General features: G+C 68.4%; 15 protein-coding genes. 9 read left to right on the plus strand and 6 right to left on the minus strand.

Translation table 11 applies throughout. From position 1 onward, the window contains the following. Together BLR51_RS06035 and BLR51_RS06040 are read left to right on the plus strand one after the other, a co-directional pair. Positions 1–894, plus strand: coding sequence for a 3-hydroxyacyl-CoA dehydrogenase family protein (locus BLR51_RS06035; protein WP_089844984.1), 894 nt, complete (start codon positions 1–3; stop codon positions 892–894). 3 nt (positions 895–897) lie between these two features. Further along, positions 898–1,911, plus strand: a complete 1,014-nt coding sequence (locus BLR51_RS06040; protein WP_089844986.1) for a cyclase family protein — start codon at positions 898–900, stop codon at positions 1,909–1,911. A 2-nt stretch (positions 1,912–1,913) separates the two neighbouring features. On the opposite strand, the gene BLR51_RS06045 is transcribed toward BLR51_RS06040, so the two are convergent. The 4 genes from BLR51_RS06045 to BLR51_RS06060 all read right to left on the minus strand — a co-directional run bounded on the left by BLR51_RS06045 (position 1,914) and on the right by BLR51_RS06060 (position 8,075). Continuing rightward, positions 1,914–3,350, minus strand: a complete 1,437-nt coding sequence (locus tag BLR51_RS06045; protein WP_089844989.1) for an FAD-binding oxidoreductase — start codon at positions 3,348–3,350, stop codon at positions 1,914–1,916. Between the two features lie 11 nt (positions 3,351–3,361). Continuing rightward, positions 3,362–5,059: a thiamine pyrophosphate-binding protein gene (locus BLR51_RS06050; protein ID WP_089844991.1), complete on the minus strand. Its 1,698-nt coding sequence runs from the start codon at positions 5,057–5,059 to the stop codon at positions 3,362–3,364. A 58-nt stretch (positions 5,060–5,117) separates the two neighbouring features. Beyond that, a complete protein-coding gene (locus BLR51_RS06055; protein WP_089844993.1) occupies positions 5,118–6,986 on the minus strand; it encodes a TRAP transporter permease in 1,869 nt (622 codons plus the stop codon). A 129-nt stretch (positions 6,987–7,115) separates the two neighbouring features. Further along, positions 7,116–8,075: a TAXI family TRAP transporter solute-binding subunit gene (locus tag BLR51_RS06060; protein ID WP_089844994.1), complete on the minus strand. Its 960-nt coding sequence runs from the start codon at positions 8,073–8,075 to the stop codon at positions 7,116–7,118. Between the two features lie 311 nt (positions 8,076–8,386). Here BLR51_RS06060 and BLR51_RS06065 point away from each other — a divergent pair, with 311 nt between their 5' ends. From BLR51_RS06065 to BLR51_RS06080, 4 genes are read left to right on the plus strand one after another with little or no spacing between them, the layout of a single operon-like run. Continuing rightward, the gene (locus BLR51_RS06065) at positions 8,387–9,151 is read left to right on the plus strand and encodes a FadR/GntR family transcriptional regulator (protein WP_089844996.1); all 765 of its coding nucleotides are present in this window, start codon (positions 8,387–8,389) and stop codon (positions 9,149–9,151) included. Then, positions 9,148–9,954 (plus strand): ATP-dependent sacrificial sulfur transferase LarE, encoded by an 807-nt coding sequence (gene larE / locus BLR51_RS06070; RefSeq protein WP_089844998.1) that lies wholly within the window; start codon positions 9,148–9,150, stop codon positions 9,952–9,954. The genes BLR51_RS06065 and larE overlap by 4 nt, the downstream gene beginning before the upstream one ends. Further along, positions 9,947–10,645 (plus strand): nickel pincer cofactor biosynthesis protein LarB, encoded by a 699-nt coding sequence (gene larB / locus BLR51_RS06075; protein WP_089845000.1) that lies wholly within the window; start codon positions 9,947–9,949, stop codon positions 10,643–10,645. Before larE ends, larB begins: the two co-directional genes overlap by 8 nt. 17 nt (positions 10,646–10,662) lie before the next feature. Further along, a complete protein-coding gene (locus tag BLR51_RS06080) occupies positions 10,663–11,448 on the plus strand; it encodes a FadR/GntR family transcriptional regulator (protein WP_242656651.1) in 786 nt (261 codons plus the stop codon). Positions 11,449–11,457: 9 nt separating this feature from the next. Here BLR51_RS06080 and BLR51_RS06085 read toward each other — a convergent pair whose 3' ends face one another. Together BLR51_RS06085 and BLR51_RS06090 are read right to left on the minus strand one after the other, a co-directional pair. Further along, a complete protein-coding gene (locus BLR51_RS06085) occupies positions 11,458–12,228 on the minus strand; it encodes an HpcH/HpaI aldolase family protein (RefSeq protein WP_089845004.1) in 771 nt (256 codons plus the stop codon). Positions 12,229–12,254: 26 nt separating this feature from the next. After that, positions 12,255–13,061 carry a GntR family transcriptional regulator gene (locus BLR51_RS06090; protein WP_089845006.1) on the minus strand — a complete coding sequence of 269 codons (807 nt, stop codon included), beginning with the start codon at positions 13,059–13,061 and terminating at the stop codon, positions 12,255–12,257. Positions 13,062–13,163: 102 nt separating this feature from the next. Here BLR51_RS06090 and BLR51_RS06095 point away from each other — a divergent pair, with 102 nt between their 5' ends. The 3 genes from BLR51_RS06095 to larC are packed head-to-tail and all read left to right on the plus strand — an operon-like array spanning position 13,164 to position 17,263. Next, positions 13,164–14,708 carry a D-arabinonate dehydratase gene (locus BLR51_RS06095; protein ID WP_230796157.1) on the plus strand — a complete coding sequence of 515 codons (1,545 nt, stop codon included), beginning with the start codon at positions 13,164–13,166 and terminating at the stop codon, positions 14,706–14,708. Positions 14,709–14,720: 12 nt separating this feature from the next. Further along, the gene (locus BLR51_RS06100; RefSeq protein ID WP_089845008.1) at positions 14,721–16,052 is read left to right on the plus strand and encodes a nickel pincer cofactor-dependent isomerase, group 22; all 1,332 of its coding nucleotides are present in this window, start codon (positions 14,721–14,723) and stop codon (positions 16,050–16,052) included. A gap of 2 nt (positions 16,053–16,054) precedes the next feature. Continuing rightward, positions 16,055–17,263 (plus strand): nickel pincer cofactor biosynthesis protein LarC, encoded by a 1,209-nt coding sequence (gene larC, locus BLR51_RS06105; RefSeq protein ID WP_089845010.1) that lies wholly within the window; start codon positions 16,055–16,057, stop codon positions 17,261–17,263. Positions 17,264–17,270 lie beyond the last annotated feature (7 nt).

Here is a 17,270-nt window from a genome sequence, read left to right on the forward strand (position 1 = left end):
ATGGATCGTCTTGCGGTCATCGGCGCGGGCATCATGGGCACGCGCATCGTGCGGCATTTCCTGAACGCGGGCTGGCAGGTGGCGCTGGTCGATCCTTCCGCCGAAGCCCGCGACGCGGCGCGGGCCGTGCTGGGGGATGCCGCCTGCTTGGTGGTCGAGGTCGGCGATCTGGGCCCGGACTGGGACGCGACGCGGCTGGTGATCGAGGCGGTGCCGGAACTGCTGGACCTGAAACGCCGGGTGCTTGCGGATCTGGAGGCGCGCTTTGCGCCGCAGACCATCCTCGCCTCCAACACCTCGGGGCTGGCCAGTGCGGACCTGACCCGCGACCTGCGCCATCCCGACCGTTTTGTCATCGCGCATTTCTTCAACCCCGCCGATCTGGTGCCCGCCGTGGAACTGGTGCCCGGCCCCGCCACCCGCGCGGAGGTGATGCGTGACACCGCCGACCTGCTGGCGCGTTCGGGCAAGATGCCTGCCGTGCTGAAGGCCGATGTGCCGGGCTTCATCGCCAACCGGCTGCAGCACGCCCTGATGCGCGAATGTTTCCACCTGATCGATCAGGGCGTGGCCGATGCGGAAACCATCGACCTTGTCACCCGCTGGTCGGTGGGGGTGCGGCTGGCGCTGACCGGGCCGATGCTGCAGCGCGACCTGAACGGGCTCGACACGCATCTGCGGATCGCCGAGTATCTGTATCCCGATCTGGACGCGCGCCAGACCCCGCCCGACCTGCTGGCCCGCAAGGTGGCGGCGGGTGAGCTGGGGCGCAAATCCGGGCGGGGGTTTTATGACTGGGACGCGGCGCGGCAGGCACAGGCCGCCGCGACAGAGCGGATGCTGCCCGAGGTGATCCGCCTTGCCCGCGCCGCCGACAGCACGGAGGACAACTGAGCCATGCCGCATTGGGTGAACCGGCCCGAAGGGTCGAACTGGGGCGATTTCGGCCCGGACGACCAGCTGGGCACGCTGAATTACATCGGCCCCGACCAGCGCCGCGCCGCCGCGGCGGAGATTGTCGAGGGGCAGGCCTTCTGCCTGTCGCTGCCGCTGGATCTGCCCGGCACGCTGGTGCTGAACCCGCGCCGCAAGCCGCCGGTGCTGGCCCCCACCCGGCTGGGCGAGGTGCCCTATATCAACTACCCGCTGTCAGAGGTGGATCCGATCCTGCGCGACGTGCTGAGCGACGATCAGGTGCTGCTGTCCACGCAATATTCCACGCAATGGGATTCGCTGGCCCATGTCGGCGCGTTGTTCGATGCCGATGGCGATGGCGTGGCCGAACGGGTCTATTACAACGGCCACCGCCCCGGCCATGACGTGATGGGCGCGGGCGCCGAGGGCGAACACGGATCCTATGCGCGCCGCCTGTCGGTCTGCGAAATGGCCAAGACCCCGATTCAGGGCCGCGGCGTGCTGGTGGATTTTGTCCGCCATTTCGGCATGGACCGCCGCATCGTCACCCGCCGCGATCTGGAGGAGGTGCTGGAAGCGCAGCAGGTGGAGATCCGCCGCGGCGACATCCTGCTGCTGCGCACCGGCTATGCCGAGGCGCTGCGCGACATGCAGGACGCGCCCGATCCCGAAAGGCTGGACCGCACCGGCGCCGTGCTCGACGGCACTGATGCCAGCCTGCAGGACTGGATCACGCAAAGCCGCATCGCCGCCATCGCCGCCGACAATTACGCGGTGGAGAACCCCCATACCGACCCGCAGGCCTGCTGCCTGCGCCTGCCGCTGCACCATCACTGCCTGTTCAAGCTGGGCCTGCCGCTGGCAGAGCTGTGGGATTTCCGCGATCTGGCGCAGGCGCTTGAGGCGCGGGGGCGGCACGCGGTGTTCCTGACCGCGCCGCCGCTTTACCTGCCCGGCGCCATCGGCTCACCGGTGACGCCGGTCGCCACGATCTGAGCCTAAAGCAGCTTTCCGGGATTCATCAGCCCCAGCGGGTCAAGGGCGGCCTTGATGCCTTCCATGACCCGCAGCGCCACCGGATCCTTGTAATGGCGCAGTTCGGCCCGGCGGGTCAGCCCGATGCCATGCTCGGCAGAGATCGACCCGCCCATGGCCACCACGATGTCATGCACCACGCGGTTGACCGCCTCGGTCCGGGTCAGGAACTCGGCATCCGTCATGTCGAGCGGGCGCGACAGGTTGAAATGGATGTTGCCGTCGCCAAAATGGCCAAAGGCGCAGACCCGCGCCGTGGGCATCAGCGCAAGGCAGCCCTGCCGCGCCGCCGCGATGAATTCCGCCACCCGCGACACCGGCACCGCCACGTCATGCTTGATCGAGGCGCCTTCGGCCTTCTGCACCTCCGCCAGATTTTCGCGCAGCGCCCAAAGGGCGGCACGCTGCGCCTCGGAGCTTGCCAGCACCGCATCGGCAATGTCCCCGGCCTCGAACGCGGCGCCCAGCGTATGTTCCAGCCGCGCGTCCAGATCGGCCTCGGGATCGGGGGCGGTCAGTTCCACCAGCGCATAGGCCTGATGCCGCTCCGCCATGGGATCGCTGCAGCCGGGGCCGTGATCGACAACCATCTGCAGCGCGGTGCGGTCGATATATTCAAAGGTGGTCAGGCTGTCGGCATCGCGCGCCCGCATCCGGTCATAAAGCGCAAGCGCCGCTTCGGGATCGGCGCAGCCCACCATCGCCGTCGCCCGGCGCGCGGGTCTGGGATGCAGCTTCAGCACGGCGGCGGTGATGATCCCCAGCGTGCCTTCGGAGCCGATGAAGAGATGGCGCAGATCGTAGCCGGTGTTGTTCTTGCGCAGCCCGGTCAGGTCCGACAGGATCTCGCCATCGGGCAGCACCACTTCCAGCCCAAGCACCAGTTCGCGCGTGGTGCCATAGCGCAGCACCGCCGTGCCGCCCGCATTGGTGGCAAGGTTGCCGCCGATCTGGCACGACCCTTCGGAGGCCAGCGAAAGCGGAAACAGCCGGTCCATTTCTTCCGCCGTCTGCTGGATGGTCAGCAGCAGGCAGCCCGCCTCCACCGTCATGGTGGAGTTGAGCGGGTCGCGGTCGCGGATCGCGGTCAGCCGGTCGGTGGCAAGGATCACCGCATCACGCGGCACGCTGCCGCCCACCAGCCCGGTATTGCCGCCCTGCGGCACCACCGGCAGACGGGCGGCATGGCACAGACGCATCACCGCCGCCACCTCTGCGGTGGAGCCGGGACGCACCAGCGCCAGCGCGTGCCCCTGATAGAGCCCGCGATGATCCGCCACCCGCCCCGCCATGTCGGCGGGAAGGGTGGTCACATAGGTCGCCCCCACCACCTGCTGTATCTGTGCCAGCACCTCGGCAGGCAGGGTGGCTTCGGGTCTGGTCAGGGTGGTGGCAGTCATGGGCGCTCCGGTCAGGCCGACTGTTTCGCCAGCGCCGCCTTGCGCAGCGCGGTGATGGTGGTGCGGGTGGAGATCTGTTCGGGATCGGTCACCAGTTCCAGCACCGCAGGCTGTCCGCTGGCGCGGGCGCGTTCAAAGGCCGGAGCAAACTCCTCGGTCCGGGTGACGCGTTCGGCGTAACAGCCCAAGCCCTCGGCCATGCGCACGAAATCCTGATTGCGCAGCGTGGTGCCCGACACCCGCTCGGGATGCTCGCGTTCCTGATGCATGCGGATGGTGCCGTAAGTGCCGTTGTTGAACAGCAGCACGATGGGCCGCCCGCCATATTGCGCGGCGGTGGCAAGCTCGGCGCCGCTCATCATGAAGCCGCCATCGCCCACGAAGGACAGCACCAGCTGGTCAGGATTGCGCAGCGAGGCGGCGACGGCGGCAGGCACCGAATAGCCCATGGCGCCGCAGGTGGATCCGACGATGCGGCCCGGCCGTCCGAAGCGCAGGAAGCGCTGCGCCCAGCCGGTATGGTTGCCCGCATCCAGCGTCACCACCACGTCATCGGGCAGGCTGTCGCGGATCTGGGTCAGGGCCACGCCCATGTCGAGCTGCCAGTCGCCGCCATTGGGCGCCTCGGTATCGGCCAGATAGTCGCCATGCAGCGCCGCACACCAGTCGGCCCACTGGTCCTTGCGGCCCAGATCGGTGCCGTCCAGCGCCTCGGCCAGCACGGCGGGCGCGCAGGCCAGACCCAGATCGGGGGAATAGACGCGACCGATCTCGTCGGCCTCGGGATGGACATGCACCAGCCGGATGCCGGGATTGGGCGAGTCCATCGTGGTATAGGTGCGGGTCGTCATTTCGCCCAGCCGGGCGCCGATCACCACCAGCAGATCCGCCTCTGCCAGACGTTTGTAAAGCGAGGGCGCGGTGGAGGTGCCGAAATCCCCGGCATAGACCGGCGACAGGTTGTCGACGATGTCCTGCCGCCGGAACGAGCAGCTGACCGGAATGCCGTTGGTTTCGGCAAAGCGGGTGATGGCAGCGGCGGCCGCGTCATCCCAGCCCGACCCGCCAAGCAGCAGCAGCGGGCGTTCGGCGCGGGACAGCTCTGCGGTCAGCGCGTCCAGATCGGCGGGCACGATGCCTGCGGCAGTGGCGGCATAGGGCCGCGCGTCGGGCACCGCGACGCGGTCGGTCAGCATGTCTTCGGGCAGGGCGATGACCACCGGGCCGGGACGGCCCGAGGTCGCGACGCGGAAGGCCCGCGCCATGTATTCCGGAATGCGCCGCGCGTCGTCGATCTGCGTCGCCCATTTGGCGATGGGGCCGAACATGGCGCGGTAATCGACCTCCTGAAAGGCTTCGCGGTCGGTGGTGTCCCGCGCGATCTGGCCGACCAGAAGGATCATCGGCGTGCTGTCCTGCTGGGCGATGTGGACGCCGATGGCGGCATGGCAGGCGCCGGGGCCACGGGTGACCATGCAGATCCCCGGGCGCCCGGTCAGCTTGCCATAAGCCTCGGCCATGTCGGCGGCACCCGCCTCGTGCCGGGCATTGATCAGCGTGAAACGGTCCGTCACGTCATGCAGGGCATCCAGCACCTCAAGGTAGCTTTCCCCCGGCACGCAATAGGCGGTGTCCGCGCCATGGATCAGAAGCTGATCCACTAGGATCTGTCCGCCGCTGCGCACGGGGGGGGTGGATTTCTGCGACATGAAGGGTCTCCGTCTCACGCTTGGATCTTTGCCCGCTCCGGTCGGAGCGGGCGAGGGGTCATTTCCCCGCCTGCGTGGCGGGTTTGGGTTGGATGAGGGTCTGCGAGGCATAGACCGCGCCCGCACAGACCACCCCTGCCAGCGTGACACGCCAGTCGGGATAGATGAAGCACAGCGAGCCTGCAAAGAGCACGAAGGCCTGCCAGTAGGCGAGCTTGCCGTAGAAGTAGCGCTGCAGCGCCGCCGCAAGCAGCACGACCCCCGCCGTGGCCTGCACCACCACCACGACGATGCGCAGCGGATCGCCCTGCATCAGGATCGTCGGTTCATAGACGAACATGAAGGGCACGATGAAGCCGGTGGCGCCAAGCCTCACCGCCGCGATGCTCGCCTCGACGATCTTGGCCTGACTGAGGGTGTTGGCCGCATAGACCGCCATGGCAACCGGCGGGGTGATGGCCGACAGGATCGCGAAGTAGAAGACGAAAAGATGCGCCGCCTCCTGCTGCACGCCCAGCTTGACCAGCGCGGGCACCAGAAGCGCCACCTGCACGATATAGGCCGGCGTGGTGGGCATGCCCATGCCAAGGATGATGCCCGCCACCATGGACAGCAGCAGCGCGATGACCAGCCGGTCCTGTGCCGCCGAGATCACGAAGTTGGAGAAGGTGAGCCCCAGCCCGGTGATGTCGATGACCCCCACCACGATGCCCGCGCAGGCGCAGGCCGCCGCGATGGACAGCACGTTGCGCGCGCCGCCTTCAAGAGCCGCAAGGATGTTGTCGATGGTCGCGTAATGCCGGGTGGTCTTGCGCATCGCCGCCACCGGCACGACCGAGATCACGCCGCAGAGCGCCGCATAGGGTGCCGAATAGCCCATCAGCAGCACGCCGATGATGACGACAAGCGGCAGGAACAGGTGACCCCGTTCGCGCAGCACCTTGCGCATCGGCACCATGTCTTCCTTGGGGACGGCGCCGATGCCACGGCGCTTGGCCTCGAAATGCACGGCGGCAAAGAGCGCGACATAGAAGAGCAGCGCGGGGATGATGGCGTAAACCGCGACCTGCAGGTAGCCCACGCCCAGATATTCCGCCATCACGAAGGCGGCAGCGCCCATGACCGGCGGCATGATCTGCCCGCCCGTCGAGGCCACGGCCTCCACCGCGCCGGCAAAGGCGGGCTTGAAGCCCATGCGCTTCATCAGCGGAATAGAGAAGGTGCCGGTGGTCATCACGTTGGCCACGGCAGAGCCCGAGACGGAGCCGAACATGCCCGAGGTGACGCAGGCCACCTTGGCGGGGCCGCCCGCCTGCTTGCCGGTCAGCGCCACGGCAAAATCCATGAACAGCTGCCCCACGCCCATGCGTTCGACCAGCGCGCCGAACAGGATGAACAGCACCATATAGGTGGCGGACACAGCGATCGGGATGCCGAAGATGCCTTCGGTGGTCATGAACAGCTGTTCCAGCAGCACGCTCGGCAGCGTGGAGGTGAACATCAGCCCGTAAAGGATGAAGCACAGCGCGGTGATGGGCAGCACCGGCCCCAGCATCCGCCGCGTCGCCTCCAGCAGCAGCACGACCAGCGTGATGCCCACCACGATGTCGCGCGTTTCCAGCGGATCGACATAAAGGAAGCGGGCAAAGATGTATTCGAGGTTGAGCGAGGGGTAGAGCGCCGCAAAAAAGGCGATCAGACCGAGGATCATGTCATACCAGCGCGGAACCTCGATGGGCAGGCCCTTGAAGTCCACGGTGAAGAAAATCAGCACCAAGGCCAGCGCCACATGGACGCCGCGCATGACATAGGGGTTGGGCGGCCCGGCAAAGGCCACATACAGATGCCAGAGCGCCATGCCGATCAGGACCAGGCGGGTGATCCGCGCGATCAGGGGCAGGCTCCGGTCGAAAACAGTCAGGCTCATGGCAGTCCTCCCATTGGCGCCTCAGGGACCGTCGGCGCCGCGCGCCGGTCTGGGCCGCCCGGCCATCTTCCGGGCGACAAACAGCGGGGCCGTCAGGGCCCCGCCGCGTTCAGTCCTGTGGGCTGCGGATCACTCGACCGTGACGCCGCGCTCGGCGTAGAATTCCTTCGCCGCCGGGTGGAAGGGCACGCCGATCTCGGTCGCCATCATCTCCAGCGTCAGGCCTTCCATGGACTTGGTGATGGAGGCGAAGGTGTCGTTGTTGTCGGCCACCGCCGCCAGCACCGCCTTGACCATCTCGCCGTCATAATCGCAGGCCGCGATCATGTGGGTGTCATAGCTGATCGCGCGCACCGGCTCGTCGAAGCCCTGATAGGCGCCTGCGGGCACGTCGCGCAGCTGGAACGCGGCGTTCTGGTCCTTGAAGTGCTTGAAGGTCTCTTCATCCACGTCGATCAGCACGATGTCGCGGGCCGAAGCCAGATCCATCACCGACCCGGTGGGCAGCGACGAGCCCAGCGTGAAGAAATCGGCGTGGCCGTCCTTCATCTGCGACGCGCTGTCCGAATAGGAGGTGTGCGCCACCGAGGCGAGATCGTCAAAGGTCAGGCCGGCGGTCGACAGCAGCTCATGCGTCAGGAATTCGCCGGTATTGCCGGTCTGCTGCGTGGTCAGGCGCTTGCCCTTCATGTCGGCCACGGTGCGGATGCCGGAATCGGCCAGTGCCACCACCTGATAATACTGGGGATAGAGCACGCCCAGATTGCAGACATTGGTCGCGGCCTTGCGGAACGGCTCCTTGCCGCTCAGGCTGTCCACGGTGGAGATCGAGTTGGCGAAGGCGATGGGGAAGCGGCCGCCATCCACGCCCACCACATTGGCCACGCCCGCACCGGGGGTGACGGTGATGCTGGTGCCCGGCACTTCGCGTTCGACGATGGCCTTGATGGCGCCGCCGACCGGATACCACGACCCGCCCTGCTGGCCGGTGGCCATGACAAAATCCGCCGCCGAGGCGCCGACCGTCCCTGCCGCCAGAATCAGCGCGGACATCGCGGCGCCACGCGCCACCTTGAAAATCTCAGACATGTCTTTCCTCCCGAAAGGTTCCGTAAGTTTCAAAGCGCGGCGGTCGCTTCCGGCTCCTCCCCGAAATGACCGTTCAGCCCGCGCCTCCGTCCCGTTGCGGCACCGGCGTGCCGTCGCCGGAACCTTGGATCATCCGGGGCTTTCCTGTCAAATTAAAATACAGGTCAGGTGGCAATCTTTGGGATTTTTCTCAGGACACTTGCCAAGCCACTGTGAAATGTGAATAATTTCTCTGGCTTGTGCGGAGCATGTAAGGTCATCATATTGACAGCGAACCCCACAACCCCCGCCATGGGCACAGGAGGCAGGCCATGACCGACATTCTGCGCAACGCGGCCCCGCTGGCCCGTGGCGCCACGCTCAGCGATCAGGTGACCGATGCGTTGCGGCGCAGCGTGACCAGCGGCGCCTTTGCCGTGGGCAGCCCCTTTCCCTCCGAATCGGCGCTGTCGCAGGAACTGTCGGTCAGCCGCAGCGTGGTGCGCGAAGCGGTGGCCCGGCTGAAGGCCGAGGGCCTGCTGCACAGCCAGCAGGGGCGCGGCGCCTATGTGGCCAGCACCCGCCCGCGCATGGGCTTTGCCATCGACATGAGCGATGTGGCCAACCTGCAGAAGCTGTCGCAGGTGCTGGAACTGCGCCTTGGCGTCGAGATAGAGGCGGCGGCCATCGCCGCCACCCGCCGCACGCCGGAGGATCTGGCGGAACTCGACGCGGCGGTGGAGCGGTTTTCGGCGCAGCAGCGCCACAGCCCGGAAAACGCCCGCGACGGGGTCGAGGCCGACATGCGCTTTCACCGCGCCCTCTGCGAGGCCACCGGCAATGCCTATTACCTGAGCCTGTTCAACTATCTCAGCGCCTCGCTGCAGGAAAGCATCGAGGCCGGGCGGCTGCGCGCGCTGGAACGCGGCGGCGACAGCCGCGAGGCGGCGGAGGAACATCGCGCCATTGCCGAGGCGATCCGCGCGCAGGATGCCTCTGCCGCGCGCAGGCTGATGCGCCGCCATCTGGTGCTGTCGCGCGACCGGCTTCTGGGCAATCTCTCCCCCGGGGCGGCGCGCCCCAAGGCGGCGGAATGACCGCCCTGCCCCCCGCGCTTCATTCGGCGCTGCGCGCGCCCGAAGTGCTGATCGTCGCGGTCAGCGGCGGCGTGGACAGCCTGTGCCTGTCGGCGGCGGCGCAGGTGGCGCGCGCAGGCGCCGGGCTGCGGCTGGTGCATGCCGTCTCCCCCGCCGTGCCGCAGGCCGCCACGACCCGCGTGCAGCGCTTTGCCGCCGAGCGCGGGCTTGATCTGGCGCTGATCGCGTCAGGCGAATTCGAGGATCCGCGGTATCGCGCGAACCCGGTCGACCGCTGCTATTACTGCAAGACCCATCTTTACGGCACGCTGGCGGATCTGGCGCAGCAGGGCGCCGTGGCGGCGGGCACCAATCTGGACGATCTGGGCGATTTCCGCCCCGGCCTGCGCGCTGCCGCCGAACGCGGCGTGATCCATCCCTTTGTCGATGCGGCCATGACCAAGGCCGATGTGCGCGCGCTGGCCCGCGCGCTGGGGCTGCAGGAGATCGCCGAACTGCCCGCCGCCCCCTGCCTTGCCAGCCGGATCGAAACCGGCCTGCGGGTGGAACCTGCCGATCTGGCCATGATCGACGCGGTCGAAGAGGCCCTGCGCGCCGATCTGGGCGCCGTCACCCTGCGCTGCCGCCGCACCCATGCCGGACTGGCGGTGGAGCTGGACGCCGCGATTCTGGCCGGGCTTTCCGCCGACCGGCAGCAGGCGCTCTCGGCACTGGCGCGGGCCGCCTGTCTGCCCCATGGTGGCGGCGATCTGCCCCTGACCCTCCGTCCCTATCGCCAAGGAAGCGCCTTTCTTCATGACTGACCGTCCCGCCCCCCGTGACAGCCATCCCAGCGTGACCTTCGACCGCGACCGCAAGTCCCGCATCGGGCTGGAAGAGGCGGTGCTGGCGGAACCCAAGACCGTCGAGCAGATCGCCGCCATCGTCGGCGACGCCCATGCCGAAGGCCGCCGCCTGCTGCTGACCCGGCTGCTGCCCGCGCAGCTGGATGGCCTGCCCGCCGATCTGCGCGGCGCGCTGGATTACTGCCCGCTGTCGCGCACCGCGATCCTTGGGGCCCTGCCGCCGCAGCGCGACGATCCGGCGGTGGCGCTGGTCAGCGCGGGCACCTCTGATGCCGGTCCCGCCGCCGAGGCGCGGCGGGTGCTGGCCTATTCCGGGCTTGCCGCGACCGAGATCGCCGATGTGGGCGTGGCGGGCCTGTGGCGGCTTCTGGCGCGCGAGGACCAGTTGCGCAGCATGCAGGTGGTCATCGTGTTTGCGGGCATGGACGCGGCGCTGCCCAGCGTGGTGGCCGGGCTGGTGCCGGGGCTGGTGATCGCGGTGCCGACCTCTGTCGGTTATGGCGTGGCGGCAGGCGGGCGCGCGGCGCTTGATTCCGTGCTGTCAAGCTGCGCGCCGGGGGTGCTGGTGACCAATATCGACAATGGCTATGGCGCCGCCTGCGCCGCGCTGCGCTTTGCCTCGGCACAGGCGGCAGGGCGGGCGGACTGAGACGCGGAAGGCTTTGCATGGCTCCGACAGCCCCGATAGAAGGGACCGGCACCACCCGCCAGACTGCCGGATATGACCCCCTGACCATGGAAACGCCCAAGCTGACCATCCGCAAGCGCAAGTCGCTGTCTGACCAGCTTTACGGCCAGATCCTTGAACAGATCGTCAGCGGCGCGCTGCAGCAGGGGGAAAAGCTGCCCTCGGAAAACCAGATCTGCTCGGCCTTCGGGGTGTCGCGCCCGGTGGTGCGCGACGCGCTGCGCAAGCTGCAGGAGGACGGTCTGGTCGAGGCGCGGCGCGGGGTCGGATCCTTCGTGCTGAAACGCCCGCCGCAGGGGCTGATCGATTATGCCAGCGCGGGCAGCGTGTCGGGCCTGATGCGCACGATCGAGGCGCGGACGGTGCTGGAAAAGGCCACCGCCCGGCTGGCGGCGCTGCGCGCGGGCCCGCGCGATCTGGCCCGGATCGAGGCGACGCTGGAGGCGCTGGAAGCGGCAATGCGCGCCCGCGCCCCGGCCCGGGACGCGGATTTCGAATTTCATCTGGCGGTGGCGGTGGCCAGCGGCAACGAGGTCTTCGTCACCATGCTGACCGCCATCCGCGAGACCATGGAACAGACGATCCAGGTGGCGCAGGACATCACCCGCTCCGGCTCGCAGTCCCGCGCCGATCAGGTGGCGCGGGAGCATCGTCAGATTTACGAGGCGATCCTTGCCCGCGATCCCGATGCGGCGGAGCTGACCATGGGCTATCACCTGCTGCAGGTGCGCCAGCGCGTCACCGACAACGCGCGGGACATGTGACCGGCGCGGCTATCGCGCCAGCCGCGCCACCAGCCCGTCCAGTTCCCGCGCCAGCATCCACGCATCCCCCGCGATGGCGGTGAAGTCGAAACCCATCTCGAAATAGCGCCGCGCCGCCGCCTCGCCATAACCAAGGATTCCCGCCGCCTTGCCGCCCGCATGGATCGCCGCCAGCGCCTCGGCAATGGCCTGCTGCACCGGCTCGGCCATGGTCTGGCCGGGGTAGCCCATGGCGGCGGCCAGATCGCCGGGTCCGACAAAGATCGCGTCCACCCCCGGCACGGCGGCAATCTCGGCGATATTGGCCAGCGCCTCGGGGGTTTCGACCTGCAGGATCAGGCACAGCTCCTCGGCATAGCGGCTCAGGTAATCGCCCTGCCGGGCATAGTCATTGGCGCGGATGGTGGCAGAGATGCCGCGCACGCCTTCGGGGGCGTAGCGGGTCCATGACACCGCCTGCCGCGCCGCCTCGGCATCCTGAATCATCGGAAACATCAGGTTGCGCACGCCGATGTCGAGAAGCCGCTTGGTCATCACCTGATCCGAGGAGGGCGGGCGCACGATCACCTCCGCCCCGCTGTCGCCAGAGGCGCCGCGCGCCGCGCGCAGGTGATCGGCGATCTGCGACAGATCGGCGGGGGCATGTTCCATATCGACCAGCAGCCAGTCCGCGCCGCTGCCCGCCGCGATTTCGGTCACGGTGGGCGAACAGAGCGACAGCCAGATTCCGGGCAGCCGGGCGCCGGGGGTCATGGCGTTCTTGAGCGGGGTGGATGGCATCGGGGTCTCCTCCTTGGATGCGTGGGTCAGGGGCGCGGGGCCGCCTGCGGATCGGGGGCAAAATACTGCGGAAAGGCCGCGCGTTTTTCGCTGAGCCGGTCGACGGTGCGCTGCAGGTGGCGCGACAGCGCGTCCACCGCGCCGTCGGGATCGCGCCGCGCCAGCGCGTCGATGATTTCGGCATGGCCGCGCAGCACCGCATCCATGCGCGGCGGGCCGCTCTCCTGCCCGTCATCGGACAGGAACAGCCGCCGCAGCCGGTCCAGATGCCCGGCCCGGCTCTGCATCAGCCGCTGGCTGTGCAGATGGCCCGCCGTGGCAAAAAGCGCGGTGTGAAAAAGCTCGTCCAGTTCCTGAAACTGCGCGATGCGGGCGGGATCGCCGGCGACCTCGGCCTGCGCGGCCTGAATCGCGCGCAGCCGGTCCAGACCGGCGGGCTCCATGCCGCCTGCCAGACGGCGCACCACTTCGCGTTCCAGCGCCATGCGCATGAACTGAGCCTCGCGCACGCCCGCCTCGTTGATGGGGGCGACCAGCGTGCGCGACCGGGGGAAAATCTGCACCAGCCCCTCCTCCGCCAGCCGCTGCAGCGCGTCGCGCAGCGGCGTCAGGCTGACGCCGAAGGTCTGCGCCAGCTCGGCGCGCGGCAGCGGCGTGCCGGGCGGCAGCGCCAGCCGCACGATGCGGGCGCGCAGGGCGGCATAGACCGCGCTGCTGGCCGATCCATCCTCCCACGGGCCCGGCGCGGCCTCTTCCAGCCCGAAGCGGCGGGCCAGCCCCTGCCCGGGATCGGGATCGGTCTCGCGGTCACGCGGCGCCGACACATCCTGCATTGCAGCCTCCCTGTCCGGTTGCTATGTCTGATATATCAGATTGGCGAGGACTGTCGATTCCCCGTTTCGACAGCGGGAGCGCCGATCAAGGGAGGATCCGCCATGACCACACTCACCGCCATGCCCACGCGCCCCATGGCGCTGCGGCTGAACGCGGGCGACAATGTCGTTGTCGCCATCCGCGACATCCCCGCCGGAACCCACCTGCCCGACGAAGATGTGACCACGACGCAGGATGTGCCGCAGGGCCACAAGATCGCCACGCGCCCCATTCAGGCAGGCGCGCCGATCCTGAAATACGAGGTGGTCATCGGCTATGCCGCGCAGGATCTGGCGCCCGGCGACTGGCTGCACAGCCACAACATCCGGTTCGACGCGGTGGAAAAAGATTACGCCTTTGGCCGCGATTACGTCCCCACAGAGATCCTGCCGCCCGAGCAGCGCGCCAGCTTTCAGGGCATCCGCCGCGCCAATGGCCGGGTCGGCACGCGCAATTACATCGGGCTGTTCGTCACGGTGAACTGTTCGGCCACCGTCGCGCGCAAGATCGCCAATTACTTCGACGAAGAGCGGATGGAGGACTGGCCCAATGTCGATGGGGTGATCCCCTTCATCCATGAAAGCGGCTGCGGCATGGAGCTGACCGGGGAGCCGATGGATCTGCTGCGCCGCACGCTGGCGGGCTATATCCGCCATCCCAACATGGCGGGCGCGGTCGTGGTCTCGCTGGGCTGCGAGCGCAACAACCTGCTGCAGTTCTTCGAGGAGCAGAGCCTTGCCGAGGGCAAGATGCTGCGCACGCTGACCATGCAGCATCTGGGTGGGACGGCGCAGGCCATCGCCGAAGGCAAGGCGGCGGTGCGCGCCATGCTGGACGAGGCCAATCAGGTGACGCGCGAGCCCTGTTCGGCGGAACATATCACCATCGGCATGCAATGCGGCGGCTCGGACGGGCTGTCGGGCCTGACCGCCAATCCGGCGCTGGGGCGCGCCGCCGACATCCTGATCCGCCATGGCGGCACGGCGATCCTGTCGGAAACACCCGAGATCTTTGGCGTGGAGCATCTGCTGACCCGCCGCGCCCGCACCGAAACCGTGGGCCGCAAGCTGGTCGAACGCATGGACTGGTGGCTGGACTATACCAAGGGCCGCGACACGCAGATCAACGGCGTGGTCAGCCCCGGCAACAACGCGGGCGGGCTTGCCAACGTGCTGGAAAAATCGCTGGGCGGGGCCAAGAAAAGCGGCTCCACCGGGCTGATGGAGGTCTATCGCTACGCCGAGCCGGTGACCGAAAAGGGCTTTGTCTTCATGGACACGCCGGGGTTTGATCCGGTCTCCGCCACCGGGCAGATCGCGGGGGGCGCCAATCTCATCTGTTTCACCACCGGGCGCGGATCCTGTTTCGGCTCCTACCCCTCTCCCACCATCAAGCTTGCCTCCAACACCCCGATGTTCGACCGCATGGCCTCGGACATGGATGTGAACTGCGGGCAGATCGTGGACGGCACCCTGACGCTGGACGAGATGGGCGAGGAGATCTTTGCCCGCATTCTCGCCATCGCCTCGGGAGAGAAAAGCAAATCCGAAGCCCTTGGCGTGGGGGAGGAAGAATTCGCCCCCTGGCCCATCGGCGTCACCGGCTGAAGGAGCGGACCGATGGACGCACAGAAACCCAATTACGTGAAGCTGGTGGAAAACACCCCCCTGCCGCGCATCGCCCTCTGCCGCCAGAGCTTTGCCGCCACGCGGATCGAGGATCCCGCCGCCGCCGTGCACGAGGCCATGGCCGATGCCGCCTGCTGCGCCAAGATCCGGCCCGGCATGTCCATCGCGATCACCGCCGGCAGCCGGGGCATCGCGGTTTTCCCCGAACTGCTGACGGCGCTTGTGGCCGAGGTGGCGGCGCGCGGCGCGCATCCCTTCGTGGTGCCCGCCATGGGCAGCCATGGCGGTGCCACCGCCGAAGGGCAGACGGCCTTGCTGGCCAAGCTGGGCGTCACCGAAGCGGTGATCGGCTGCCCCATCCGGTCGTCCATGGACACGGTGGAAATCGGCACGCTCGACAATGGCATGTCGGTGCGCATGGACCGCCACGCGCAGGAGGCGGACGGCATCATCCTGTTCAACCGGATCAAGCCGCATACCTCGTTCCGCGCGCCCAATGAAAGCGGGCTCGCCAAGATGCTGTCCATCGGGCTCGGCAAGCAGTCGGGCGCCGAACAGTGCCATTCGCGCGGCATCGACGAGGTGCCCGTCTATGTCGACCTGATGGCCCGCATGAAGCTGGACCGCTGCAAGGTGCTGTTCGGGCTGGGCACGGTGGAAAACGCCTATGACCAGCTCGCGCGTGTCGTGGTGCTGGACAGCGAAAGGCTTCTGGAGGCGGAACAGCCCTATCTGCGCGAGGCGATGGCCAACATGCCGCGCCTGCCGCTGGGTCCGGTCGACGCGCCGGTGGCGGCAGGGCAGCTTGACGTGCTGGTGGTGGATCAGATCGGCAAGGAGTTTTCCGGCACCGGCATGGATCCCAACATCATCCACCGCTTCTCCTCGGCCAAGATGGCGCCCCATGCCACGGTGCAGATCGCGCGGCTGGCGGCGCTGGAACTGTCGCCCCGGTCGAACGGCAATGCCAATGGCGCGGCCCGCGCCGATGTGGTGACCGCGCGGCTGGAAGCGGCCTTCGACCGCGAGGCGGTCTATGCCAATGCGCTGACCTCCACCGTGCTGATTCAGGCCAAGATGCCCATGGTCATGCCCGATGACCGCAGCGCCATTCAGGCGGCGGTCAAGACCTGCGGCGCCGAGGACATCCGCCGCGCCCGCCTGCTGCGCATCCCCAACACGCTGCAGCTGGAATATCTTTATGCCTCCGAGGCGATGCTGCCCGAACTGCGCGAACGTCCGGGGTTCGAGGTTCTCGGCGATCTGGAAGAGATGCGGTTCGAGGGCGAGCGGCTGGTGAACCCGTGGCCGGAGGCGCATTGAGCATGGGCCAAGCTTTGGGCGCGGGGCTGCACCTGCATCTGGATCCAGTGGGCGGCGCTGCGGGCGACATATTCGTGGCGGCGCTGCTGGATGCCTTTCCCGATCTTGCGGCGCGGGTCATGGCGGATGTGGCAGCCTTGCTGCCCGCCGAGGCGGGCCGCGCCGAGCTGCAGACCGGGAAAAGCGGCGGAATGGCGGTGCGCCGCTTCCGGCTGGTGGACACGCCGCACGCCCATCATGACCACGGTCACCACCATCACCATCATGACCACGACACCACCTATCGCGGCCTGCGCGCCCGGATCGAGGCGGCGCCGCTGGCGGAGGGCACCGCAGAGCATGCCTGCGCCATCCTGCACCGCATCGCCGAAGCCGAGGCACTGGCGCATGACCTGCCGATCGACCGGGTGCATTTCCACGAGATCGCCGACTGGGATTCGCTGATGGATGTCACGGCGGCGGGCAGCCTCGTCGCGGCGCTGGCCGGGGCAAGCTGGTCGCTGGCGCCGCTGCCCTTGGGCGGGGGCACGGTGCGCACCGCCCATGGCATCCTGCCGGTGCCCGCCCCCGCCACGGCGCGCATCCTTGCAGGCTATGACTGGATCGATGACGGCGTGCCCGGCGAACGGGTCACCCCCACCGGCGCTGCCATCCTTGCCCATGTCACCGGCGGTGCGCCCGCCCCGCGCCATGCCGGACGGCTGCGCGCCAGCGGCATGGGGGCGGGCACGCGCGATCTGCCGGACCGGCCCAACGTGCTGCGCGTCACCGCCTTTGACACCGGCGCGGCCAAGGGCTGGCAGCGCGACCGGGTGCTGCGGCTGGCCTGCGATCTGGATGACATGACCGGAGAAGAGATCGGCGCCGCCACAGAGGCGCTGCGCGCCCTGCCCGGCGTGCTCGATCTGGTGCTGCTGGCGGCGCAGGGCAAGAAGGCGCGCCCGCTGACCCGGCTGGAATTGCTGCTGCGCCCCGAGGCCGAGGAGGCCGTGGCCGCAGCCCTGTTCGATCTGACCAGCACGCTGGGTCTGCGCCGCGAGGAGGTGGCGCGGCTGATCCTGCCGCGCGAGGCCGAGCCCGGCCCCGTGGGCCCGCGCAAACGCGCCGACCGCCCCTCCGGCCCGACGCGCAAGGCGGAAAGCGATGCGCTGGCCTCAGCCCCGACGCTGGCGCAGCGCCGCGCGCTGGCCCGCCGCATCGAAGAGGGCTGAGCGCGGC

Source organism: Salipiger marinus, assembly GCF_900100085.1.
Lineage (GTDB): Bacteria > Pseudomonadota > Alphaproteobacteria > Rhodobacterales > Rhodobacteraceae > Salipiger > Salipiger marinus.